The following is a 22,611-nucleotide window of genomic DNA, read 5'->3' on the forward strand; positions in this document are numbered from 1 at the left end:
GTTTCGATTTCCCGCCACCCGGGCATCCGGCGCCGCGATCCGGGTTCGCGGATCGTTTGGACGGTCTCAACGGGCCTGTCGCGGGCGGACTGTCGCTCGTGGCGGCTCGGGACCCGGAGCGGCGTTACTCGCGGGTAAAAGGCGTCTCGGGCGGAGGTGTTCCGGCTGGTGAGGGCGTGAGCTGGGGCGGAGCCGGGCCCGGTTGCGTGACCCCCCTTCTGCTCCGGTAACAAAACGGGTTAAATTGGACGCGGAGGCCAGCGTTCGCGTTACCTTCCGGTGGCTCCGGGAGATAGGGCAGGAACGGGACCTCGACGCGCCCTGGCGCCGAAGGGAAACGGGCCCATTTATCAGGTTCGGCTTGACGACGCACGTCTTACACGCGTGTAATTTTGGTGGGGTTGTGGGGACGATGTGCGACTTTTGCGTCGAACCCACAGAAACACGCCGCGTGCGTGGGGGGTCAGCGTCGGCACTGTTGCCGGCGCAGAAATTTGGAGGCACGCCGATGGAAGCGCAGGTTGAAGGGGTAGACCTGCTCGGGGACGCGCCCGAGTGGCAGGAACGGGCGCTGTGTTCGCAGACCGATCCGGAAGCCTTTTTCCCGGAGAAGGGCGGCTCGACGCGCGAGGCCAAGCGCATCTGCGGCCGTTGCGAGGTCAAGTCCGAATGTCTGGAGTACGCGCTGGGTCACGACGAGCGTTTCGGGATCTGGGGTGGACTGTCCGAACGTGAGCGTCGCAAGTTGAAGCGGCGCGTCGCCTGACCGCGGCCGGAGTGGCACTCCGTGCAGCAGGTCCGGCAGCCCGCGCGAGGGGGCACGGCAGTCCGGACGGAAGGCGCGGCACAGCAGGACCGGTACCGAAAGCAGGACCAGCACCAACCGCAAGATCAAATAATTGCTGAGCAGGACGCGTGCCGGAGCTGAAACCGCGGGGAACGCCAAGGGCAGGAAGCACGTAAGCGCGATTTGCGGGAATGCGCGGCAACCCCGTGCGGGAACGCAGGGAATGCGCAACGGCTCGCTGCCCGGCGTGCGGATGACGCGAGCGGTCTGTCCGGCGCGCGACGAATGCGCGGAGACGGCGTGAGTGGCCAACTTGATCACGCAATGGGGCGTGCGGATGGCGCGCGACTCGCGCAAGAAGCGGGGTCGGCCGCGCAAAAGGCCGACCAAATGGCGCACGATTCACTCAGGCCGCGCCAGCCGACCGCGCGGCGATCAGAGCCGGCGACCGCGACGACCAAAAGATCGCGACTACCAAAGGATCGCGACGATCAGCAAGATCGCAGCGATCAGAAAGATCGACCGCAGCGATCAGAGAGATTCAGAAAGTCGCGCCGGCTCAGCCGAACACGCGACGGAGCGCGCCACGAAGCGCCACCCCGCCGAAGGGCGTCAGGCCAGCTCGTCCGGGTCGACGCCGAGCAGATTGGCGACCTGCTCGATGATCACGTCGTGGACGAGGTCGGCGAGGTCCTCGCGGTCCATCGCCCGGAATTCCAGCGGGCGGCGGTACAGCACGATCCGTGGCGGCAGCTCGTGCCGCCCCGGACGGCCGGGCAGGAGCCGGGCCAGGGGCACCTCGCCGTCCTCGAGCACGTCCGAGTCGTAGACGTTCAGCTCGGGCGGCACGTCCTCGACCGCGAACTCGACACCGGCGAGCTCTTTCGCATAGCGCCGTTCCAGACTTTCGACGGTGTCCAACACCAGATCATCGAAAATCTCCGCTTTGGTACGGGCGAGCGGCACGGTCGCCGGCACCAGTCGGCCACGGAGGCCGCGGCCGTGCCGGTCACGCCGCGCCGGATGACCCGGGCCGGTGGTGCGCGCCGCCTTGGGGTCGGTGCGTCGGCGTTCGGGGCTGGTGGTCACCCGCTGAGCGTATCCCCACCCGGGCGACATCCGTGGTCAGCCCGTTCCGCACCGTGTGTCCGAGGCGTTAATTCGTCCCATCGAGGCGGCGTGTCGGCCGACCATGGCCGAATCGTGATGCATCGCGGGTCGGCGTGTCGCGGGGTATCGGTCCCCACGAGGCCCGGCGGGGCGATAAGTTGCCGCCGTGAGGTCACCACGGCGCTGCTCCCGGAACGGCTGTCCCCGACAGGCGGTCGCCACCCTGACCTATGTCTACAGCGATTCGACCGCTGTCGTCGGTCCGCTGGCGGCCTTCGCCGAGCCGCATACGTACGACCTCTGCGAGCCGCACGCCCGCAGCCTGACCGCCCCGCGCGGCTGGGAGCTGGTGCGGCACGACGGTGACTTCGCCCCGCCGCCGCCGACCACGGACGACCTGGTCGCCCTGGCCGACGCCGTCCGTGAGGCGGCCCGCCCGGTGCCCCCGCGCCCGGATCCGCACCAGGAGCAGCAGCAGCCCGGCCACCAGACCGGCCGCCGCGGCCACCTCCGGGTCATCCCGCCGTCCCACTGACCGACCCGGCGGCCGGCGAAAGCGGCGGCCAGGGAAGGCGGCGGCCAGAGATGGCGGCGGAGGTAGGAAACCGGCCCGGCTGAGAAAGCCGGACCGGTGGCAGCGAAGCGATCAGGGCAGCGCGACCAGCTTGAACCGGCTCTTCAGCCACGGCAGCAGCACCCGGTACGCCTTGATCGTGTCCGGCTGCGCATAGTCGTGGGACAGCACGATCGCCCCGGCCCTGGTCCGGCTCTTCACCGCGTTGATCACCCGGGACGTGTGCGACCCGTCCGACTCCTCGCGCCCGTGCTCCCAGTCCCGCGGATCGACCTTCCAGTAGATCGAGGTCATCCCCAGTTCCTTGGCGATCGTCACGATCCCCGGCGTGAAGTTCCCGCCCGGCGCACGGAAATACTTGATCTTCGCCCCGGGCGCGGCGGCCCGGATCGCGGCGTTGGTGCGCCGCAGGTCGGCGCGGATCTGCGCGGCGGTCTTCTTGCCCAGCTTCAGGTCGTGGTCCCAGGTGTGGTTGCACAGGGTGTGCCCACCGGCCACGATCTTGCGGACCATCTCCGGGTGCCGCTTCACGTTCTCACCGACCAGGCAGAACGTGGCTTTCACCTTCTGCTTGGCCAGCATCCGGAGCAGCGCCGGCGTGTTGGCCGGGTCGGGACCGTCGTCGAAGGTGAGCGCGACGGTCTTGTTGCCGGTGGTGAGCTTGCTGCCGGCCGGCCCGGTGTGCGCGGTGGTCTTCGGCTTGCGCTTGGGGACGGTGGCCTTCTCCGTACGCGAAGAAGGTTTGGTCTTGGTGGGTTTGGGGGATTCTGGAAGTTTGGTGGGGACCGTGCTGGGCACGATCGCCGCCGGAGCCGCCGCCGGATTGTGGGACGACTCGGCGGCAGCCGCCTGGCCCAGCAGACCGGCCAGGATCAGCGACATGCTGATCAGGAGGGCCCTCCTGGTGTGGGACAGCCGCATCGATTTACCTCCCCGGATGCTCGGCGACTGACGACGATGCCTCGTGCACGGGCGGTCCGACAAGTCCCGTAAGCATCTTTCGCACGGATTTTCGAACGTGGCACCTTTCGTCGTCGTATCCTGACGCACCCGCGCCACCCCGTACGCATGGCCGTAAATGCGCCGAATTGATGGCAATGCGCGTGAGGCAGACTTTTACTATGAGTGTCGACCCGAAATCGCCCAGCGACCCCGTCGCTCACCCGGCAGTGGACATCGAGCTCCACCCGATGCGTGACGAAGATCTCACTCTGATGCGCCGTTTCGCGGTCGAGCCCGGGCTGGTCGGGCTGGACTGGGGCGGCTTCCGGGACGCCGGCGCGGTGGCCCGGCGCTTCGCCGAGGACGGTTACCTGTCCGAGCGACAGAGCATCCTGATCGTGGCGGCGGACGGCGTCACCGCGGGCATGGTCAGCCACGGGCAGAAGGTCGTCGCGGGGCACGGGACGTTCCAGGAGATCGGCATCGCGCTGCTCCCGGAGTTCCGCGGGCGCGGCATCGGCTGGCGGGCGCAGGCGATGCTCTGCGACTACCTCTTCCAGCACTGGCCGATCGAGCGGATCCAGGCCGGCACCCACCCGGAGAACGTCGCTGAGCAGAAATCCCTGGTCAAGGCCGGCTTCCAGCTCGAAGGCATCCTCCGGGCGGTGGAGTTCCGGGCCGGCCGGTGGCGCGACGCGCACCTGTTCAGCCGCCTGAGATCAGACCCCGACCCCTTATTGGGTACGACGTGAGCAAACGCCCGTGACCCGGGGTCCCGAGCCGAGTCACGGGCGTGCTTCACGACGTACCGAAGCCGGAATTTGATCTGTCAATGGGCGAGCTCGGTGAGCTCCGCCGCGGTGAGCAGGCGTGATCGGATCAGGAAGCGGAACCCCTCCGGCGCCTCCAGCGAGAAGCCGGCCCCGCGTCCCGGGACGACGTCGACCGTCAGGTGGGTGTGCTTCCAGAGCTCGAACTGCGCGCCCGACATCCAGAACGTGATCGGCTCCGGCACCCCCTCGATCGCCAGAGACTCCAGGAGCACGTCGGACTGCCCGGTGCGGAACTCGCCCGCCAGGTAACACATCGGCGAGCTGCCGTCGCAGCAGCCGCCGGACTGGTGGAACATCAGTGGACCGTGCTGCTCCCGCAGCCGCCGCATGAGATCGGCGGCCGCGGGAGTCACCTCGACGCGGGTAGCCATGGCCTAGAAGAAGCCCATGGCCTTGGGGGAGTAGCTGACCAGCAGGTTCTTCGTCTGCTGGTAGTGGTCGAGCATCATCTTGTGGTTCTCCCGGCCGATCCCGGACTGCTTGTAACCGCCGAACGCGGCGTGCGCCGGGTACAGGTGGTAGCAGTTGGTCCAGACCCGGCCGGCCTTGATCGCGCGCCCGGCCCGGTAGGCCCGGTTCCCGTCCCGCGTCCACACGCCGGCGCCGAGGCCGTACAGCGTGTCGTTGGCGATCTTGATGGCGTCGTCGAAGTCGGCGAACGGCGTCACCGAGACCACCGGCCCGAAGATCTCCTCCTGGAAGATCCGCATCCCGTTGCGGCCCTCGAAGATCGTCGGCTGGACGTAGTACCCGCCGGAGAGGTCCCCGCCGAGCTCCGCGCGTGCCCCGCCGACCAGCACCTTCGCGCTCTCCTGACGACCGATGTCGAAGTACGACAGGATCTTCTCCAGCTGGTCGTTGGAGGCCTGCGCGCCGACCTGGGTGTCGGTGTCCAGCGGGTTGCCCTGCTTGAGGTTCTCCACCCGCTTGACGCCCGCGGCCAGGAAGTCGTTGTAGTGCCCCTGCTGGATCAGCGCGCGGCTCGGGCAGGTGCAGACCTCGCCCTGGTTGAGCGCGAACATCGAGAAGCCCTCGAGCGCCTTGTCCAGGAAGTCGTCGTCGGCGTGACTGACGTCGTCGAAGAAGATGTTCGGGCTCTTGCCGCCCAGCTCCAGGGTGACCGGGATCAGGTTCTCCGAGGCGTACTGCATGATCAGCCGCCCGGTGGTGGTCTCGCCGGTGAACGCGACCTTGGCCACCCGGTTCGAGCTCGCCAGCGGCTTGCCGGCCTCCACCCCGAAGCCGTTCACGATGTTCAGCACGCCGGCCGGCAGCAGGTCACCGATCAGCGAGATCAGGTAGTGGATCGAGGCCGGGGTCTGCTCGGCCGGCTTGAGCACCACGGCGTTGCCGGCCGCGAGCGCGGGCGCCAGCTTCCAGACCGCCATCAGGATCGGGAAGTTCCACGGGATGATCTGCGCGACCACGCCCAGCGGCTCGTGGAAGTGGTACGCGACGGTGTCCTCGTCGATCTCCCCGGCGGAGCCCTCCTGGGCCCGGATGCAGCCGGCGAAGTAACGGAAGTGGTCGATCGCCAGCGGGATGTCGGCGGCCAGGGTCTCCCGGACCGGCTTGCCGTTCTCCCAGGCCTCGGCGACGGCCAGCTTCTCCAGGTTCTGTTCCATCCGGTCGGCGATCTTGTTGAGGATGTCGGCGCGGGCGGCCGGCGAGGTGCGGCCCCAGGCGTCGGCCGCGCCGTGCGCCGCGTCGAGGGCCCGCTCGACGTCCTCGGCGGTGCCGCGGGCGATCTCGGTGAACGTCCGGCCGGTGACCGGGCTCGGGTTCTCGAAGTACTGGCCCTTGACCGGCGGGACGTACTCGCCACCGATGTAGTGGTCGTACCGGGTCTGGTAGCTGACGATCGCGCCGTCGGAACCGGGCGGGGTGTATATGGTCACGGTCTCGCCTCCTCGTTATGAGGCGGACGTTAGTTACGCCAACGTTGCACGGACGTTGCACGCGTATTCCCGGCCCAGCTCGGCGGCGCGGCGCGCGGCGATCAGGTCGGCCGGCGTGAGCAGCGCGTAGGCCTGCCACATCTCCAGGTCGTCGGCGCCCCACGGGCTGTTCAGCCAGGTCTGCAGCAGGCGGCGGTCGCCGGTGCCGAGGATCGCGGCGCGCAGCCGGTCGTCGATCATCCGCCGCAGACGGACGATGCCGGGCGCGTCGCTCGTCGGCAGCAGCGGACCGGAGTAGGCGGCGAGTGCTGATGCGACTTGTCCATGTTTAATGTGACTTGTAACCATCTCGAAGTCCGTTGTCGGCTGGGTGCGCAGGCGATAGGGGCGCGAGTCGAGCAGTTCCGGGCCGAGGATTCTGCGTAGCCGGGACAATTCGGCCCGGACTGTCACCGGGTTGACGTCGTCGCCGTAGAGGTCGAAGCCGAGCTGATCTCCGGTGCGCCCCTCGGGGTGCATGGTGAGCAGGACCAGCAGCTCGGAGTGGCGACGCTTGAGGCTTGTCCGGATATTTCCGGACGCGACGAGGGCCTCGTCCCGGCCGAGTGCCGCGACCGCCGGCCGGTCCCGGGGAGGTTCAAGACCGCGGAGGTACGTCTCGGCAGCCAATGCCGTGGCCCGGACGAGCGCCAGGCTGTGCGGGTTGGCGAGATGATCGCCCCCGGTGACGTCGATCGCGCCGAGCAGCCGCCCGGCCGGGTCGTGGATCGGCGCGGCGGTGCACGTCCAGCGCTGCACCGAGCGGCTGAAGTGCTCGGTCGCGAAGATCTGCAGCGCGTGGTCGACGGCGAGCGCGGTGCCGGGCGCGTTGGTGCCGGCGTGCGCCTCGTCCCAGCGGGCGCCGGGCACGAAGTTCATCGACGCCGCCCCGCGCAGCGTGCCGGCGTTGCCCTCGACCCAGAGCAGCCGCCCGTGCGCGTCGCAGACCGCCAGGATGTGGTCGCCGTCGTCGGCCAGCCCGCCGAGCAGGTCCCGGAACAGCGGCATGACCCGGGCCAGCGGGTGCGCCGACCGGTACGCCTCCAACTCGTCGTCGCACAGGTCGATCGGGGCGGTGCCGTCGGCCCCGATCCAGGCCGCGGACCGGGCCCAGGACTCGGCGACGACCGCGCGCATCCGATCGGGCCGTTCGTGGCCGGCCACGAACCTCTCATGGGCCCGGCCGACCTGCCGGATCCGTTCGGCGGGATCGTCACCAGGGGTCAGCGCGAGCCACGGATTCACGGGCGCACCTCCAAGTCCCACCCATCGTGACGCGCGTCACGAGAAGAGACAACACGATCTATCCTCACGGCCGTGCAGCCGTGGCCTCGTACCGAAGAAGAAGCTCTTGCCGTGCAGGACCTCCTCCGCGGCCGCGTGGTCGCGGAAGCGGGCCCGGCGTCGCCGGTGACCGTGGCCGGGCTGGACGTCGCCTACGACGACTCCGGGGACCGCCTCGGCGCGGCCGTGGTCGTGCTGAACACCGCCGACCTGTCGGTCCGGGACACCGCGGTGGTCCGGGGGCGGCCGGCCTTCCCCTACGTCCCGGGGCTGTTCGCGTTCCGCGAGGTGCCGGCGCTGCTCGAGGCGCTGGCGAAGCTGACCGTGCGGCCGGACGTGCTGATCTGCGACGGGCACGGGCTGGCCCACCCGCGACGGTTCGGCCTCGCCGCGCACCTCGGCGTGCTGACCGATCTTCCCTCGTTCGGGGTCGGCAAGACCAGGCTGGTGGGTGATTGGGAGCCGGTCGGCGAGGCGCGCGGGAGCCGGTCGGCGCTGATCGACGACGGCGAGACGGTCGGCGCGGTGCTGCGCACCCAGACCGGGGTGAAACCGGTCTTCGTGTCGGTCGGGCACCGGATCGACCTGGACCGGGCATGTGCGCTGACGTTGCGGCTGGCCCCGCGCTTCCGGCTGCCGGAGACCACCCGGGCCGCCGACCGGGTCTGTCGCGATCTTCTCAGTTAACGGCGCGGTCGCGGGGATAAAACCTTGCCGGTCCCGGGGCTCCGATAGCCTCAGCCGAAACGGGGCTTTTTTCGTTAGGAGTGAGCTGGTGCTCGATCTGTCCCAGATCATCAAGGCGTACGACGTCCGGGGAGTGGTTCCGGACCAGTTCAACGAGCCGGTGGCCCGGGCGATCGGCACCGCGTTCATCGAGATGCTGCGTGAGTCCGGCGACCAGCCCGACCAGATCGTGGTCGCGCACGACATGCGCGAGTCCGGGCCGGGTCTGGCCGCCGCGTTCGCCGAAGGGGTCAACGCGGCCGGCGCCGGCGTGATCAATATCGGACTGGGCTCGACGGACCAGCTCTACTACGCCTCCGGTTCGCTGAACCTGCCCGGCGCGATGTTCACCGCCAGCCACAACCCGGCGCAGTACAACGGGATCAAGCTGTGCCGGGCCGGCGCCCGCCCGGTCGGTCAGGACAGCGGGCTGGTGATCGTCCGGCAGCGGGCCCAGCAGCTGCTCCGCGACCTGAACGCGGAGGCCGACGGCCAGTCCCGGGTGGAGCGGCGGGACCTGCTCGGCGACTACGCCGCGCACCTGCGCTCGCTGGTGAACCTGAGCGGCATCCGCCCGCTCAAGGTGATCGTGGACGCCGGCAACGGGATGGGTGGCTACACCGTCCCGGCCGTGCTCGGCGACCAGGTCCTGCCGGCGCTGCCGCTGACCATCGTGCCGCTCTTCTTCGAGCTGGACGGCTCGTTCCCGAACCACGAGGCCAACCCGCTGGACCCGAAGAACCTGGTGGACCTGCAGAACGCGGTCCGGGAGCAGGGCGCCGACATCGGCATCGCGTTCGACGGTGACGCGGACCGCTGCTTCGTGATCGACGAGAAGGGCGACCCGGTCTCGCCGTCCGCGATCACCGCGCTGGTCGCCGTCCGGGAGCTGGCCAAGTTCCCGGGCAGCACGATCATCCACAACCTGATCACCTCGTCCGCGGTGCCGGAGATCATCCTGGAGAACGGCGGCAAGCCGGTCCGCAGCCGGGTCGGCCACTCGTTCATCAAGGCCGAGATGGCGCAGACCAACGCGGTCTTCGGCGGCGAGCACTCGGCGCACTACTACTTCCGGGACTTCTGGTTCGCCGACACCGGCATGCTCGCCGCGATGCACGTGCTGGCCGCGCTCGGCGGGCAGGAACTGCCGCTGTCCGAGTTCGCCGCGGAGTACGAGCGGTACGTCGCCTCGGGTGAGATCAATTCCACGGTGGCCGACGCCGCCGCCAAGAGCGCCGAGGTGAAGGCCGCGTTCCCGGACGCCCGGGTGGACGATCTGGACGGATTGACCTTCTCGTTCGCCGACGGCGCCTGGTTCAACCTGCGGGCGTCCAACACCGAGCCGCTCCTGCGGTTGAACGTGGAGGCGGCGGACGCCGCGCGGATGGCGTCCCTCAGGGACGACGTGCTCGCCATCGTTCGCGGATAGGATCGCCGGGGGAACACTCGCGCGGGTGCCCGCCCGCGTGAGATCCCCGGCTGCATCCGCTTCCAGAAGGAGTAGACACGGTGGCGCTCGATCCACAGCTGCTGGATATCCTGGCCTGCCCGGACACCCATCACGCGCCGCTCGACTACGACGCCGGCGGGCAGACGCTGACCTGCACGGAGTGCGGCCGGATCTTCGACGTCCGGGACGACATCCCGATCCTCCTCCTCGACGAGGCCCGCCTGCCCGAGCCGGGCGCGGGCGCGGAGGGGGAGAACTGATGGTCAGCCCGATGGACGGCCGCGCCGGGGTCAACGGCCACCGCGTCGCCGACGAGTCCCTGCTCAACGACGAGAAGTCGATGCTGGCCAACGACCCGGGCGGGATGCTCCGGGCCACCGCGTCGGCCGGCGCCCAGGTGCGGGAGTCCGCCGCCCTGGCGGCCGAGACCGACCTGAGCATGCTCGCCGACGAGGGCCGCCCGCGCGCCGTCGTGGTCGCCGGCATCGGCACCGCCGGTCTGACCGGCAACATCCTGTCCACCGTCGCCGGCCCGCGCTGTCCGGTCCCGATCATCGGGCACCGCAGCGCCGGCATCCCCGGCTGGGTCGGCGCGGCCGACGTGGTGATCGCGGTCTCCGCGTCCGGTCGCAGCCCCGAGGCGCTGGCCGCGGCCGAGGCGGCGGCCCGTCGCGGCGCCCGCCTGGTCGCCATCGGCAACCCGGACTCCGAGCTCGAGGCGATGGCCCAGCGCGCCCGGGCGCCGTTCATCGGCGTGCCGCGCCGGGCCCCGGCCCGCGCCACCCTGTGGGGCCTGGCCGTCCCGGTCCTGCTGGCCGGCCGCGCGCTCGGCCTGGTGCACGTCACCGAGGCGGACATCGCCGAGACCGCGACCCGGCTCGACGCGGACGCCGAGCGCTGCCGCCCGGGCGCCGACTCGTTCGTCAACCCGGCCAAGTCGCTCGCGCTCGGCCTGGCCGGCTCGGTCCCGGTCATCTGGGGCTCGTCCCCGCTGGCCACGGTCGCCGCACGGCGCTTCGCCGACACCCTCGCCGCGAACGCGCGGTACCCGGTGATGGCCGGCGCGCTGGGCGAGGCCGGCCGGGGCCGGGTGGGCCTGCTCGACGGCGTCTTCGGCGGCCTCGCCGAGGGCTCCCGGGACATCTTCGCCGACCCGGACGAGGTGGACGAGGCGGTCACCCGGATGCGCCTGGTGGTGCTCCGGGACGGCGGTCTCAACCCGGAGGACGACGCCGACGAGCCGGTCGCCGTCGAGGAGCGCCGGGCGGACGCCATCCAGACGCTCGCCGATCGACGTGGCGTACGCTGCGACGTGCTTACCGCCGAAGGCGGTTCGGCGCTGGAGCGGCTGGCCTCCCTCGTGGCAGTGCCCGACTTCGCGTCGTTGTACCTGGCCCTGGCGCATGGTCTCGACCCGATGGCCGTGCCCGCCATCAGCGAGATGAAGGAGCTGTCGAACCCGATGCCAGAGGGACTGCAGTGAGCGCCGAGGGCGGCACCAAGGCGATCATCGCGGCGCTGAGCGCCAACCTGGGAATTGCGGTCACCAAGTTCGGCGCCTGGTTTCTGACCGGGTCGTCGTCGATGCTGGCCGAGGCGATCCACTCGGTGGCCGACTCCGGCAACCAGCTGCTGCTGCTGGTCGGTGGCAAACAGGCGAAGAAGAAGGCCACCCCCGAACACCCCTTCGGGTACGGGCGTGAGCGCTACATCTACGCGTTCATCGTGTCGATCGTGCTGTTCAGCGTCGGTGGCCTGTTCGCCCTCTACGAGGCGTGGCACAAGATCCAGCACCCGGAGCCGATCACCGGGTGGAAGTGGGTGCCGATCGCCGTCCTGGTGGTCGCGATCGCCCTGGAGTCGTACTCGTTCTACACCGCGATCACCGAGTCCAACCACACCCGGGGCAAGACCTCCTGGGTGGACTTCGTGCGCCGGGCCAAGGCGCCGGAGCTGCCGGTGGTGCTCCTGGAGGACGCCGGCGCCCTGCTCGGCCTGGTGCTCGCGCTGTTCGGCGTGGGCCTGACCCTGATCACCGGCGACGGTGTCTGGGACGGCATCGGCACGGCGTCGATCGGGGTGCTGCTGGTCGCGATCGCCGGCATCCTGGCGGTGGAGACCAAGAGCCTGCTGATCGGCGAGGGTGCGAACCCGGAGACGGTCACCAAGATCGAGCAGGCCGTGCTGGCCGGCGACGGCATCGAGAAGATCATCCACATGAAGACGCTGCACCTCGGCCCCGAGGAGCTGCTCGTCGCCATGAAGATCGCGGTGCCGAAGTCGGAGACCGCCGACGAGGTCGCCCGGCACATCGACGAGACCGAGGAGCGGATCCGCGCGTCGGTCCCGATCGCCCGGGTGATCTACATCGAGCCGGACATCTTCCGCGCTCGGGAGTCCGCTGACAGTCCGGTAACCTCCGCGCCACCCGTCACCGCCTGACAACTGCTAATTTGCCGGGTATGACCGTGTACCCGCTGACCGGAGTGATCCGGCCGTACGCCTGGGGATCCCGCACCGCGATCGCCGAGCTGCAGGGCCGCCCCACCCCCACCGAGGGGCCCGAGGCGGAGTTGTGGCTCGGCGCGCACCCGGGTGACCCGTCCACCGTGCCGGGCCCCGAGGGGCCGGTCTCGCTGACCACCCTGATCGACGGTGACCCGGCCGGGCAGCTCGGCACGCCCGTCGCCGACCGGTTCGGGTCGCACCTGCCGTACCTGATGAAGGTGCTGGCCGCCGGTGCCCCGCTCTCCCTGCAGGCGCATCCCGACCTGAAGTACGCCGCCGAGGCGTTCGCCCGGCAGGAGGCCGACCCGGCCCTGCCGAAGAACTACACGGACGCCAACCACAAGCCGGAGATGCTCGTCGCGCTGACGCCGTTCGACGCGCTCTGCGGGTTCCGGCCGGCCGAGGTGTCCGCGCTGGTGCTCGGCGAGCTCGGGCTGCCGCGGCTGGCGCCGGTGGTGGCCGTGCTGCGGGCCGGCGACCTGTCCGAGGCGGTCCGGCTCCTGCTCACCTGGCCCGCCGAGGACCGTCCGGCGCTGATCGACGCGGTGGTGGCGGCCGCGACGAAGCTCGGTGACACGCATCCGCACGCCGAGTCCTTCCGGCTCGCGATCGACCTGGCCGGGTACTACCCCGGCGACCCCGGGGTGCTGGTGGCGCTCCTGCTCAACCTGGTCCACCTGGCGCCCGGCGAGGCGATCTGGATGCCGGCCGGGAACCTGCACGCCTACCTGCACGGGCTGGGCGTGGAGCTGATGGCGGCCAGCGACAACGTGCTCCGGGGCGGGCTCACGCCCAAGCGGGTGGACGTGGACGAGCTGCTCAAGGTGCTGCGGTTCGAGGCGCTGGACGACCCGCTGCTGCGCGGGGCCGAGGTGGCGCCCGGGGTGACGTCGTGGCGGGTGCCGGTCCGGGACTTCGAGATGTACCGGGTCGAGCTGACCGAGAGCCGTCCGCCGGTGAAGCTGCCCGGGACCGGGCCGCGGATCATCCTCGGGGTGGCCGGGGACACGCACATCGGCGACGAGCACGGGATCCCGGTCAGTCTGCGGCCGGGGACGGCGGCGTACGCGCCGGCCGACGCCGGGGTGCTGACGGCGGCCGGACTCGGGACGCTGTTCGTGGCCGCCGTACCGGATTGATCTTGTGGTTGTCCGGGGTTTGCGCTTTTTGCCCCCGGACCGGGATGACTGGTTGCGGTGCGTGAGGAAATCGACTGCGCCGCGTCCGATATTTCTGGAAATAGCTTGACACGGCATGTGCGGAGTGTGAATCTATAACCACGCAGCGTCATTGGTGATCGGGGGGTCCCACGGACGCGCGCGGTACCAAACCGGGGGGATGAACGGGGCGGCGGGTTTCGACCTGTCGCCCCGTTCGCTATCCCGGTCCGGTTCGCGAGTGATCAGAATCCGCCAGGCCGCGCGCGTTGTTCGCCGGTGTCGGCAGGCCCGCGGACGGGTTGGGGCGTCTTTGTCCCGCTGGGTTCTTTCGGGCCGGATGTTCGATTTCCGGAGACCGTCAGGGAATGGCCGGACTCGGGTCGGCGGGACTTCCCGCGGGGTGTTGCTCCGGGTGTTCGTGGATACGTTCCGGCTCTCGGCGTACGAAATCCTGCTTGTCTCCGGGTTTGGTTTTGGAGTCCGGAAAAACGCGATGCCGAGGAATGTTCCGGCTTTCTCGGGTCTGATTCGGCGCGCCTCTCCGGGTTCCGCGGCCGGGGACCACGGCGTGGTGCGGCGGCCCCGGCGGCGGCGAGCCGCGCCGGCAGGGCGGGGAAAGTCCCAAGTCGGGCAGGCCGTGAGGAATCTCCTTCGCGGCGGGCCGGCGTCCCACCGACGCGCCCGAGTCGACTAGTCACCTGTACGGATGACGATGTGGGCACCTGACCAAGATGGATTCCGGCGGACCGCGTGACGATGAGTTTCGGTCACCGGTGATCTGCCCGGACCGGCCTCAAGCCCGCCACCAGCGTATTGATTGCGGAAACGCGGTATCCGCGAGCGCGGAACGACCGGGGTCATCGTCACAGAAGCGGATGATGACGCCCCGCGGGCGGAACCGACCGGCCGCCGGTATTCATCAGTGATCTGCACTGCAAGTTGCAATCTGCCATTGATACGCCGATATGGTGACTGCGTGGCGAGGCCGACATCGACAGCGCGCCGGGAACTCGGCGGCGAATTGCGCCGGCTCCGTGGCGAGCGCCGTGCGGTGGACGTGGCCACCGCGCTGGGCTGGTCGGAGTCGAAGCTGAGCCGGATCGAGACGGCGCACACCGGGATCACCGAGGCGGACCTGGACCGTCTGCTTACCCTGTACGGGGTTCGCGTGGAGGATCGCGGTCGCCTGCACGATCTGGCCAAGCGCGGGCGGGCCCGGGCCTGGTGGACCTCCTACCGCTCGTTCGTCACGGAGCCGTACGACGAATATCTCGCGCTCGAGGGCGAGGCGATCTCGATCTCCCAGTGGGAGGCCCAGGTGATGCCGGGCTTGCTGCAGACCAGTGAGTACGCCCGCGCCGTGATCGAGACCGGCGCCGGCATCGAGGACGGCGAGATGATCCAGCGCCGGGTGAACGTGCGGATGGACCGCCAGCGGGTCTTCACCCGGGAGCCACCGGCCACGCTGCGGGTGGTTCTGGACGAGGGGGTCCTGCGCCGCGAGGTGGGCGGCCGGGACGTGCTGGTCCGGCAACTGACCCGGTTGCACGACGCCACCGAGCAGCCCGGCGTCGAGGTGCTGATCCTGCCGTTCGCCGCCGGAGCGCATGCCGGATTGACCGAATCGTTCCTGGTGCTCGCGTTTCCGGACGGGACACGGAATCCGGTCGTGCACTCTGAAGGGTTGACCGGCGGTCACTTCCGGGTGAAGCCGGAGGACATCGAAGTGTACCAAGACGCCTTCGATGACCTGCGCGAACGCGCTTTGTCGAAAGAAGAGAGCCGAACGGTCATCGCTGAGACGAGGGATCGTTTAGCGCGGTGAACGCCCGCGGTGGGGTCCAATGGAGATGCATTTCCATTGGAAGGGGAGAAACCATGCAGGACGCCACGATCACTTGGCGTAAGAGCAGCCGGAGTGGCGCTGCTGGGCATTGTGTCGAGGTCGCCAACACGCCGGCAGCGATTCTGGTGCGCGACTCCAAGGACGCCACCGGCCCGGTGCTCAGCTTCGACGCGCCGGACTGGACCGGTTTTCTCGCCGGAGTCCGCGCGGGAGAGTTCGACCGGCCCGGCGCGTAACAGCTGACACATCACAGCTGACACATCGAATGTGCGCGCAGCGGGCGGTCCCGGTCCGGGACCGCCCGTTTTCATGTCCTCACTCTGGGTTTCCGCCGCGCTCATGGCCTTCTGGGCGAGGTGCCTTTTCGCGTAAGCTGCCGGGCAAGATCGCCCCCCGGGTAGCGCGGGGGCCGGGAGGACAGTGCAATATTGGACCGCATGAGAGCCCGGGTACTGGTCGTCGACGACGATCCCGCGTTGGCCGAGATGCTCGGCATCGTCCTGCGCAGTGAGGGATTCCTGCCCTCGTTCGTGGCGGACGGCGAACGCGCGCTCGCCGCTTTCCGGGAAAGTCGCCCGGACATCGTGCTGCTCGATCTGATGCTCCCGGGGATGAGCGGCATCGACGTCGCCCGCGCGATCCGGGCCGAGTCCGGCATTCCGATCGTCATGCTGACCGCGAAGAGCGACACCGTGGACGTGGTGCTCGGCCTCGAGTCCGGCGCCGACGACTACGTGGTGAAGCCGTTCAAGCCCAAGGAGCTGGTCGCCCGGATGCGGGCCCGGCTGCGCCGGGGCGAGGACGCCGCGCCCGAGATGCTGACCATCGGCCCGCCCGGCAACCAGATCACCATCGACGTGCCGGCGCACACCGTGTCCCGGGACGGCGAAGAGGTCAAGCTCACGCCGCTCGAGTTCGACCTGCTGGTGGCCCTGGCCCGCAAGCCGCGCCAGGTGTTCACCCGCGAGGTGCTGCTCGAACAGGTCTGGGGTTACCGGCACGCGGCGGACACCCGGCTGGTGAACGTGCACGTGCAGCGACTGCGGGCGAAGATCGAGCCGGACCCCGAGCGGCCGGAGATCATCCTGACGGTCCGCGGTGTCGGCTACAAGGCGGGCACCGGCTGATCGCCACCAGCGGTTAACCTTGCCGCGATATGCGTGCACCGGCCTGGCTTCCCCAACCCGTGCGCCGCGTCCTTCGGGTGACGCGGCGCGGCTGGCGCGTGGTCGCGCACCGGCTCGAGAGTCACACCGCGCCGGTGCGCCGCTCCTGGCGGCGCTCGCTGCAGGTCCGCGTGGTCACGCTGACCCTGGTCGCGTCCAGCCTGCTGGTCGGGACGTTCGGCTGGTTCATCGCGGACCGCAGCGCCAAGATCCTGCTGGACCGCGCGCAGGACGAGATCTCGGCGTCCCTGCAGCGCAAGGTCGACTGGGCCTCGCAGCAGCTCACCGTGCACCCGCAGGCGTACGACCCGGAGCTGCCGACCACGATCAGCGAGACCGTCAACGAGCTGTACGACGGTGACCAGGCCGGCGACAGCGGCACCGTGGTGTCGATCCGGGCGGAGCAGTACCCGGAGATCGACCCGAAGACCGTCCCGTCGATGGACACCCGCGACCTGATCACCCCGGCGATGATCCACGCGGTCGCGGACAACACCCGGGTGGCGAGCCAGATCCGGACCGTCGAGCTCAAGGGTCATCCGACCAAATACCTGGTGTACGGGTCGCCGGTGCCGGCCAAGTTCGGGCACGTCGAGCTCTACTACGCCGTCCCGCTGACCACCGAGGACCGCGCCGCCAACCAGATCCGCAACACCGTGCTGGTCACCGGCCTGGCCCTGGTGGTCCTGCTGGGCGTGGTGGCGGGCCTGGTCACCCGGCTGGTGGTGACCCCGGTCCGGGTCGCCGCGCGGACCGCCCAGCGCCTCTCGGCCGGCCTGCTGGACCAGCGGATGAAGGTCGACGGCGAGGACGACCTGGCCCTGCTCGCGGCCGCGTTCAACCAGATGGCGGCGAACCTGCAGCGGCAGATCGTCCGGCTGGAGGAGATGTCCCGGCTGCAGCGGCGCTTCACCTCGGACGTGTCGCACGAGCTGCGCACCCCGCTGACCACGGTCCGGATGGCCGCCGACCTGATCTTCTCCGAGCGGGAGGACTTCGAGCCGGCCGTGGCGCGCAGCGCCGAGCTGCTGCAGAACGAGCTGGACCGCTTCGAGGGCCTGCTCACCGACCTGCTGGAGATCAGCCGGTTCGACGCCGGGTTCGCCGCGCTCGACTCCGAGCACGCCGACCTGGTGCCGATCGTCGAGCGGGTCGCCGAGCGGCTCGCCGGCCTGGCCGAGCGGGTCGGCGTCGAGCTGGAACTGCACCTGCCCGAGGGCCCGGTGATCGCCGAGGTGGATCCGCGCCGGGTCGAGCGGGTGCTGCGCAACCTGGTCGGCAACGCGGTCGAGCACGGCGAGGCCCGGCCGGTGCAGATCACCATGGCCACCGACGACGCGGCGGTCTCGATCACCGTGCGGGACCACGGCATCGGCCTGAAGCCCGGCGAGGAGCGCCTGGTCTTCAACCGGTTCTGGCGGGCCGACCCGTCCCGGGCCCGGCAGACCGGCGGCACCGGCCTGGGCCTGTCGATCAGCGCCGAGGACGCCCGGCTGCACGGCGGCTGGCTGGAGGCGTGGGGCGCGCCCGGCGAGGGCTCCCAGTTCCGGCTCACGCTGCCGATCCGGGCGGGGGACCGGCTGGTCGCCGCCCCGCTGCCGTTGATTCCCCGGGACCGCACCGCGGAGGTGGGCTGATGCGCCGTCGGAACGCTCGCCCGGTCGTGCTGCCGGCCGCCGTCGCGCTGGTCGCGCTGCTGACCGGCGGCTGCGGGATCCCGGACGAGTCCGGCGTGACAGTGGTCGGGGCCGGCCCGTCCGCCGGGATCACCTCCGGCGGCGAGCGGGACCCGGGCCAGATCGCCCGGGACGCCACCGACGACCGCGCCCAGTTCGTGGAGAACTACCTGCGCGTCGCGGCCGGCGACCTGGACTCCGCGGCCGACCGGATGCGCACGTTCATGACCAAGGACGTGGCGGCCAAGTTCGACCCCAAGGGCACCGGCCTGACGGTGGTCCGGCTGACCCAGGCGCCGCTGGTCACCCCGGGCAGCGACGTGGTCGAGCTCTCCTACGAGCAGGTCGGCACGCTGGACAAGTTCGGCCTGCTGGAGCCGGCCACCGAGGCCCGCCGGGGCAGTTACAAGATCAAAGTGGGCTTCGCCGCCGGCCAGTCCGGCTCCGGGCTGTACGTCACCGACCCGCCGCCCGGCCTGCTGATCAGCGACGACGCGCTGAACAGCTACTACGAAGAGCGCACCATCTACTTCTGGAACACCGACTACACCGGGCTGGTGCCGGACGTCCGCTACATGCCGGACACGGTGCCCGCCGAGCAGCGCCCCACCACGATCATGACCTGGCTGCTGAACGGGCCGGCCCCCTGGCTCTCGGTCTCCGACCTGGCCGACGGCACCACGCTGATCGGCAAGGTGGTCGAGGTCAGCGACAACAAGCTGCAGATCACGCTGAGCACGCAGGCGCTGCCGGCGACCGACTCGGCGCTGCCGCTGAGCCGGCTGCGCCAGCAGATCCAGTGGTCGCTGCGGCCGCTGCTGCCCTCCACCACCCAGCTGGTGCTCAAGGTCGGCCTGCAGGTCGCCGGGTCGTACTCGGGTGAGGACTACGTCGCCAGCAACCCCGGCGCCCAGCTGGACGCGGACCCCGAGCGGTTCGTGGTCTACGCCGGCAAGATCCGCCGGATCTCCGGGTCGGCCAACGCGCCCGCCCAGGTGCCGGTGCTGGAGCCGGAGCAGAACAAGGACGTCCGGCTCGCCGCGATGAGCGCCTCCACCTCGCACACCTTCGCGGCCGTGGTGACCCGGGCCGGCGGCAAGTCGGACGTGCTCCGGGTGGCCTCCGCCGCGACCGGGGCGCAGGCCGCGCTGCAGCCGATCAGCGGGCTGTCCGGCACGCTCGGCACGCCGGCCTGGGCGATCACCGAGCCGGACCAGGCCGACGGCGCGATCGGCCTGATCACCGCGGGCGGCAAGCTCTACTCCTTCGGCCCGAAGAAGGGCCCGGCCCAGCCGATCCCGTGGACCGGGCCGGGCACCACGATCAGCGCGCTCGCGGTGGCGCCGGACGGCCGCCGGGTGCTCCTGGTGGTCGACGGCAAGCTGTACCGCGCGGCGCTCACCACCAGCGGGGACACCCCGGCACTGGACAGCCCGCAGCAGATCCGGCCGGCCGCGCTGCTGTCGGTGACCGCGGTCGGCTTCAACAGCGAGGGCTGGCTGACCGTGGCCGGTGTCCGCTCCTCGGACAAGCGGACGACGATCGTGGACGTGTCGATCGACGGCGCGCTGCAGACCGGGCGGCTGGCCGACCTCGGCGACAAGCCGGTGGAGTCGCTGACCGTGTACCCGGCGAACCCGCTCACCTCGAACCCGAACACCGGCCGGGCGTACTCGCGGTTCGTGTCGTACTCGTACGAGGGCAAGGCCTGGGAGGCGCTCGCCGGGCCCAAGGCGATCGGCGCGGATCAGGTGGCCGGCCAGGCCCCCGACCCGGCCGCCGACGCGGTCCCGACCGCCCCCTTCTACCTGGAATGAGCGGCCGGCCCCGGCTGCCTGGAGTGCGCGGCCGGCTTCTTCCGCCTGGAAAGCGCGGCCGGGCATGACCGGCGTCCTCGCTGAGTTGGCCGACCTGGTGCTGCCGGGCGCGTGCGCGGGCTGCGGCGCGGAGCGCACCCGGCTGCGGCAGGGCGCCTGCGCGGCCTGTGTGACCGAGCTGGAGGGGCTGCGACCGGCCTGGTCGGCGCCGAGCCCGCCGCCGCCCGGCTTTCCGCCCTGCATGGCCGTGGGGCCGTACGGGGGCGCGCTGCGCGGGGCGTTGCTGGCGTACAAGGAGAAGGGTCGTCATCGTCTGGCCCGGCCGCTGGGCGCGCTGCTCGCCGGTGCCGTCGCGGCCGTCGCGCCGCGGGACCGCCCGGTGCTGATCGTGCCCGTCCCGTCCACCCGGGCGGCCCGCCGGGAGCGGTACGGCGACCACATGACCCGGCTGAGCACGCACGCCGCGGACCGGTTGCGGGCGGCCGGCTGGACGGCCCGGGTCGAGCAGCCGCTGCGGGCGCTGCCCAGGCCTGACTCCACGTCACTGGACGCCGCCGCACGGTCGATCACCGCTGTCAATTCGCTGCGAATCCGCCCCGCTCGAATCCGTAATTTGCGGCGCGGCGACGCCTGGCGAGGCACGCTGGTGGTAGCGGACGACATCGTCACCACCGGGGCCACGCTGGCCGCCGCGGTACGTCGTCTAGAGGAGGCGGGCATGCAGGTCACGGGCGCCGCGGTGCTGGCAGCGACACAACTTCGCCGAAACCGTCCGGGAATTTGACTGCAGTCAAGCCTGCGTGCGCCGATAGAGGCGAACGTCAGCCATCCGGTATCCCCAACGAGGGGTGACTCGCAGGGATCGGCAGGTTAGCGTCTAGGTGACGAGGGTAGGGTTCATCAACTTACCCGCCACCGGGAACAGCGATTCTCGCCGTACCGGAAAGGAGTCGTCTCACTACGTTTGCCGCGTCGTTTTTTCTTCCAGGCGCGCGGCGTCCTTCTCAAGCAACACGATGCGCCGGCAGCCCGGCGCCCCATGAATTCACGTTGGGGGAGGTCACGAGTGGACATTGTCGTCAAGGGCCGCAACGTAGAGGTTCCCGACCACTATCGAGAGCATGTCGCCGAGAAGCTGAGCAAGGTCGAGCGGTACGACCAGAAGCTGATCCGGGTCGACGTCGAGCTGTTCCACGAACGCAATCCGCGCCAGGCCGACACCTGCCAGCGCGTCGAGATCACGGTCATGACCAAGGGACCGGTGGTCCGGGCCGAAGCTCAGGCCCAGGATTTCTACGCAGCTCTGGACTGCGCCTTCAGCAAGTTGGACGCCCGGTTGCGCCGTTCCGCCGACCGTCGCCGCGTCCACCGCGGACGGCACGCGCCGGTCTCCGTCGCCGCCGCCACCGCGAACCTTCCCACCGACCTGACCAAGGGTGGCACCGCCACGCTGACCGCTGAGCCAGAGGTCGAGGAACTGGTCGAGCACGACGACGGCCAGCCATGGCGCATCGTGCGCGAGAAAGAGCACTCCGGCGAGCCGATGACCGTCGACGACGCGCTCTTCCAGATGGAACTCGTCGGGCACGACTTCTATCTGTTCCAGGACAAGGAAAGCGGCCGGCCCAGCGTCGTCTATCGCCGGCGCGGCTACGACTACGGCATTCTCAGCCTGGCTGGGTGACCTCCTCGCCGGAGGCCTGCGCCAGCAGGTCTTCGGCGAGCAGCACGAACTGGACGTCATCGTGGCGGGCGCCGGCCATGCCGGGCAGCCGGGAGCGCAGGTACGCCTCGCGCCGGAACCCGGCCTTCGTCAGCACCCGTTGCGACGCCAGATTGTCCGGGAACGTGCCGGCGATCAGCCGGGCGATGCCGGTCTCCGCGAACGCCCAGAGCGCGAGCAGCTTCGCGGCCCGGGTGGTCATCCCACGGCCACGGAACTCCGGCATCAGGCTGTACCCGATCATCGCCTGTCCGGTGCGCGGCTCCTGGTAGTAAAGCGACATCTCGCCGGCCGGGCGACCGCTCGCGGCGTCCACCACGACCATGTCGGCACGGCTGCCGGCCAGCCAGTGCGAGGGCGCCCAGGAGCAGCGCAGGCGCACCTCGGCCGCGCTCGGGGCGGTCGGCGGCACCCCGCTCGCCACGATGTCCGGCAGGCTGTGCAGCTCGGTGTAGAACGGCACGTCGTCCTCGCTGAGCGGGCGCAGCGTGACCACGCCGTCGGTCAGCTCGCCGCCGGGCAGATCCGGCAGCAGCCGCTCGGCCGGCTCGCCGGAGTCGATCGCCAGCCGGGCGTAGACCAGCGCGTCGTCGTGCCCGCCGGCCGGGTTCGGCAGCGCGCCGCGCCGCTCGCCCTCCCGGGTGAAGCCGGCCGCCAGCGCGACCCGCTGGGCCAGCGGATTGTCCTGCTGGATCAGCAGCTCCAGGCGGTGCAACCGGGGGATCCCGGGCGCGCCGTCGCCGAAGACCCGCTCGCCGAGGGTGCGCAGGGCGGCGGTCGCGATGCCGCGGCGGCGCGCGTGCGGCCCGACCCAGAACCGGGCCTCCGCTGCGCCTCGCCCGGGCAGCAGGTGGTCCAGCTCGATCCCGCCGGCCGGGTAGCCGGCGCCTCCGGCGGTTATCACGTACGCATAATCGCTGGTCGTGCCCGGCAGCCGCGGAAGGAAGCGGCGGCCGAGGTGATCCTCGCGTGTCGCGGCGAAAGCCGCCTCGTCCTGCGGGCCGAAGGCGCGCAGTCCCACCTCGTTCTCCTGATCCACCGGGACATCCTTTCTCAGACTCGCCCGGGCGCC

The 22,611-nt window shown here is 70.5% G+C and carries 22 protein-coding genes; 16 read left to right on the forward strand and 6 right to left on the reverse strand.

The genetic code is table 11. From position 1 onward, the window contains the following. Window positions 1-508 precede the first annotated feature (508 nt). On the forward strand, window positions 509-766 hold the full coding sequence (locus tag L3i22_RS04550; protein ID WP_221325751.1) for a WhiB family transcriptional regulator: 258 nt from the start codon (window positions 509-511) through the stop codon (window positions 764-766). A 633-nt stretch (window positions 767-1,399) separates the two neighbouring features. Here L3i22_RS04550 and L3i22_RS04555 read toward each other — a convergent pair. After that, entirely contained in the window at window positions 1,400-1,876 is a 477-nt protein-coding gene (locus tag L3i22_RS04555; protein ID WP_370644366.1) for a metallopeptidase family protein, read from the reverse strand. A gap of 187 nt (window positions 1,877-2,063) precedes the next feature. Here L3i22_RS04555 and L3i22_RS04560 point away from each other — a divergent pair, with 187 nt between their 5' ends. Further along, window positions 2,064-2,432: a DUF3499 domain-containing protein gene (locus L3i22_RS04560; RefSeq protein ID WP_221325752.1), complete on the forward strand. Its 369-nt coding sequence runs from the start codon at window positions 2,064-2,066 to the stop codon at window positions 2,430-2,432. Between the two features lie 111 nt (window positions 2,433-2,543). On the opposite strand, the gene L3i22_RS04565 is transcribed toward L3i22_RS04560, so the two are convergent. Next, window positions 2,544-3,392: a polysaccharide deacetylase family protein gene (locus tag L3i22_RS04565; protein ID WP_221325753.1), complete on the reverse strand. Its 849-nt coding sequence runs from the start codon at window positions 3,390-3,392 to the stop codon at window positions 2,544-2,546. Between the two features lie 269 nt (window positions 3,393-3,661). On the opposite strand from L3i22_RS04565, the gene L3i22_RS04570 reads away from it, so the two are divergent. Continuing rightward, complete coding sequence (locus L3i22_RS04570; RefSeq protein ID WP_255657943.1) at window positions 3,662-4,165, forward strand: GNAT family N-acetyltransferase; 504 nt, start codon at window positions 3,662-3,664, stop codon at window positions 4,163-4,165. Between the two features lie 77 nt (window positions 4,166-4,242). On the opposite strand, the gene L3i22_RS04575 is transcribed toward L3i22_RS04570, so the two are convergent. From L3i22_RS04575 to L3i22_RS04585, 3 genes are read right to left on the reverse strand one after another with little or no spacing between them, the layout of a single operon-like run. Next, the gene (locus tag L3i22_RS04575) at window positions 4,243-4,617 is read right to left on the reverse strand and encodes a DUF779 domain-containing protein (RefSeq protein ID WP_221325755.1); all 375 of its coding nucleotides are present in this window, start codon (window positions 4,615-4,617) and stop codon (window positions 4,243-4,245) included. 3 nt (window positions 4,618-4,620) lie between these two features. Further along, window positions 4,621-6,144, reverse strand: coding sequence for an aldehyde dehydrogenase (adh, locus tag L3i22_RS04580; RefSeq protein WP_221325756.1), 1,524 nt, complete (start codon window positions 6,142-6,144; stop codon window positions 4,621-4,623). A 33-nt stretch (window positions 6,145-6,177) separates the two neighbouring features. Next, window positions 6,178-7,428, reverse strand: a complete 1,251-nt coding sequence (locus tag L3i22_RS04585; RefSeq protein WP_221325757.1) for a GAF domain-containing protein — start codon at window positions 7,426-7,428, stop codon at window positions 6,178-6,180. 72 nt (window positions 7,429-7,500) lie between these two features. Between L3i22_RS04585 and nfi the strand changes: the two genes are divergently transcribed. The 13 genes from nfi (at window position 7,501) to hpf (ending at window position 21,500) form a co-directional block, all read left to right on the forward strand. Then, window positions 7,501-8,154: a deoxyribonuclease V gene (nfi, locus tag L3i22_RS04590; protein ID WP_221325758.1), complete on the forward strand. Its 654-nt coding sequence runs from the start codon at window positions 7,501-7,503 to the stop codon at window positions 8,152-8,154. Between the two features lie 88 nt (window positions 8,155-8,242). After that, window positions 8,243-9,622: a phosphomannomutase/phosphoglucomutase gene (locus L3i22_RS04595; RefSeq protein ID WP_221325759.1), complete on the forward strand. Its 1,380-nt coding sequence runs from the start codon at window positions 8,243-8,245 to the stop codon at window positions 9,620-9,622. A gap of 80 nt (window positions 9,623-9,702) precedes the next feature. After that, on the forward strand, window positions 9,703-9,903 hold the full coding sequence (locus L3i22_RS04600; protein ID WP_221325760.1) for a Trm112 family protein: 201 nt from the start codon (window positions 9,703-9,705) through the stop codon (window positions 9,901-9,903). Further along, window positions 9,903-11,126: an SIS domain-containing protein gene (locus L3i22_RS04605; protein ID WP_255657944.1), complete on the forward strand. Its 1,224-nt coding sequence runs from the start codon at window positions 9,903-9,905 to the stop codon at window positions 11,124-11,126. Before L3i22_RS04600 ends, L3i22_RS04605 begins: the two co-directional genes overlap by 1 nt. Next, window positions 11,123-12,085, forward strand: a complete 963-nt coding sequence (locus L3i22_RS04610; protein WP_221325761.1) for a cation diffusion facilitator family transporter — start codon at window positions 11,123-11,125, stop codon at window positions 12,083-12,085. The genes L3i22_RS04605 and L3i22_RS04610 overlap by 4 nt, the downstream gene beginning before the upstream one ends. A 20-nt stretch (window positions 12,086-12,105) precedes the next feature. After that, a complete protein-coding gene (gene manA, locus L3i22_RS04615; RefSeq protein WP_370644368.1) occupies window positions 12,106-13,290 on the forward strand; it encodes a mannose-6-phosphate isomerase, class I in 1,185 nt (394 codons plus the stop codon). Window positions 13,291-14,287: 997 nt separating this feature from the next. After that, entirely contained in the window at window positions 14,288-15,136 is an 849-nt protein-coding gene (locus L3i22_RS04620) for a helix-turn-helix transcriptional regulator (RefSeq protein WP_221325762.1), read from the forward strand. A gap of 53 nt (window positions 15,137-15,189) precedes the next feature. Then, window positions 15,190-15,393, forward strand: a complete 204-nt coding sequence (locus L3i22_RS04625; RefSeq protein WP_221325763.1) for a DUF397 domain-containing protein — start codon at window positions 15,190-15,192, stop codon at window positions 15,391-15,393. A 201-nt stretch (window positions 15,394-15,594) separates the two neighbouring features. Beyond that, window positions 15,595-16,284: an MtrAB system response regulator MtrA gene (mtrA, locus tag L3i22_RS04630; protein ID WP_089293161.1), complete on the forward strand. Its 690-nt coding sequence runs from the start codon at window positions 15,595-15,597 to the stop codon at window positions 16,282-16,284. Window positions 16,285-16,313: 29 nt separating this feature from the next. After that, window positions 16,314-17,960 carry an MtrAB system histidine kinase MtrB gene (gene mtrB / locus L3i22_RS04635; RefSeq protein ID WP_255657945.1) on the forward strand — a complete coding sequence of 549 codons (1,647 nt, stop codon included), beginning with the start codon at window positions 16,314-16,316 and terminating at the stop codon, window positions 17,958-17,960. Then, window positions 17,960-19,816 carry an LpqB family beta-propeller domain-containing protein gene (locus tag L3i22_RS04640; RefSeq protein WP_221325764.1) on the forward strand — a complete coding sequence of 619 codons (1,857 nt, stop codon included), beginning with the start codon at window positions 17,960-17,962 and terminating at the stop codon, window positions 19,814-19,816. Before mtrB ends, L3i22_RS04640 begins: the two co-directional genes overlap by 1 nt. Window positions 19,817-19,880: 64 nt before the next feature. Then, window positions 19,881-20,600, forward strand: coding sequence for a ComF family protein (locus L3i22_RS04645; protein WP_221325765.1), 720 nt, complete (start codon window positions 19,881-19,883; stop codon window positions 20,598-20,600). 282 nt (window positions 20,601-20,882) lie between these two features. Then, window positions 20,883-21,500: a ribosome hibernation-promoting factor, HPF/YfiA family gene (gene hpf / locus L3i22_RS04650; RefSeq protein WP_221325766.1), complete on the forward strand. Its 618-nt coding sequence runs from the start codon at window positions 20,883-20,885 to the stop codon at window positions 21,498-21,500. On the opposite strand, the gene L3i22_RS04655 is transcribed toward hpf, so the two are convergent. Continuing rightward, entirely contained in the window at window positions 21,484-22,578 is a 1,095-nt protein-coding gene (locus L3i22_RS04655; RefSeq protein ID WP_221325767.1) for a GNAT family N-acetyltransferase, read from the reverse strand. The genes hpf and L3i22_RS04655 overlap by 17 nt on opposite strands. Window positions 22,579-22,611: the final 33 nt, after the last annotated feature.

Source organism: Actinoplanes sp. L3-i22, from assembly GCF_019704555.1.
Lineage (GTDB): Bacteria > Actinomycetota > Actinomycetes > Mycobacteriales > Micromonosporaceae > Actinoplanes.

Coding starts and splice junctions, on each gene's coding strand:
- L3i22_RS04550 (WP_221325751.1), top strand. CDS start 509: ATGGAAGCGCAGGTTGAAGGGGTAGACCTGCTCGGGGACGCGCCCGAG.
- L3i22_RS04570 (WP_255657943.1), top strand. CDS start 3,662: ATGCGTGACGAAGATCTCACTCTGATGCGCCGTTTCGCGGTCGAGCCC.
- L3i22_RS04605 (WP_255657944.1), top strand. CDS start 9,903: ATGGTCAGCCCGATGGACGGCCGCGCCGGGGTCAACGGCCACCGCGTC.
- mtrB (WP_255657945.1), top strand. CDS start 16,314: ATGCGTGCACCGGCCTGGCTTCCCCAACCCGTGCGCCGCGTCCTTCGG.
- L3i22_RS04625 (WP_221325763.1), top strand. CDS start 15,190: ATGCAGGACGCCACGATCACTTGGCGTAAGAGCAGCCGGAGTGGCGCT.
- L3i22_RS04645 (WP_221325765.1), top strand. CDS start 19,881: ATGACCGGCGTCCTCGCTGAGTTGGCCGACCTGGTGCTGCCGGGCGCG.
- manA (WP_370644368.1), top strand. CDS start 12,106: ATGACCGTGTACCCGCTGACCGGAGTGATCCGGCCGTACGCCTGGGGA.
- mtrA (WP_089293161.1), top strand. CDS start 15,595: ATGAGAGCCCGGGTACTGGTCGTCGACGACGATCCCGCGTTGGCCGAG.
- L3i22_RS04565 (WP_221325753.1), bottom strand. CDS start 3,392: ATGCGGCTGTCCCACACCAGGAGGGCCCTCCTGATCAGCATGTCGCTG.
- L3i22_RS04575 (WP_221325755.1), bottom strand. CDS start 4,617: ATGGCTACCCGCGTCGAGGTGACTCCCGCGGCCGCCGATCTCATGCGG.
- L3i22_RS04640 (WP_221325764.1), top strand. CDS start 17,960: ATGCGCCGTCGGAACGCTCGCCCGGTCGTGCTGCCGGCCGCCGTCGCG.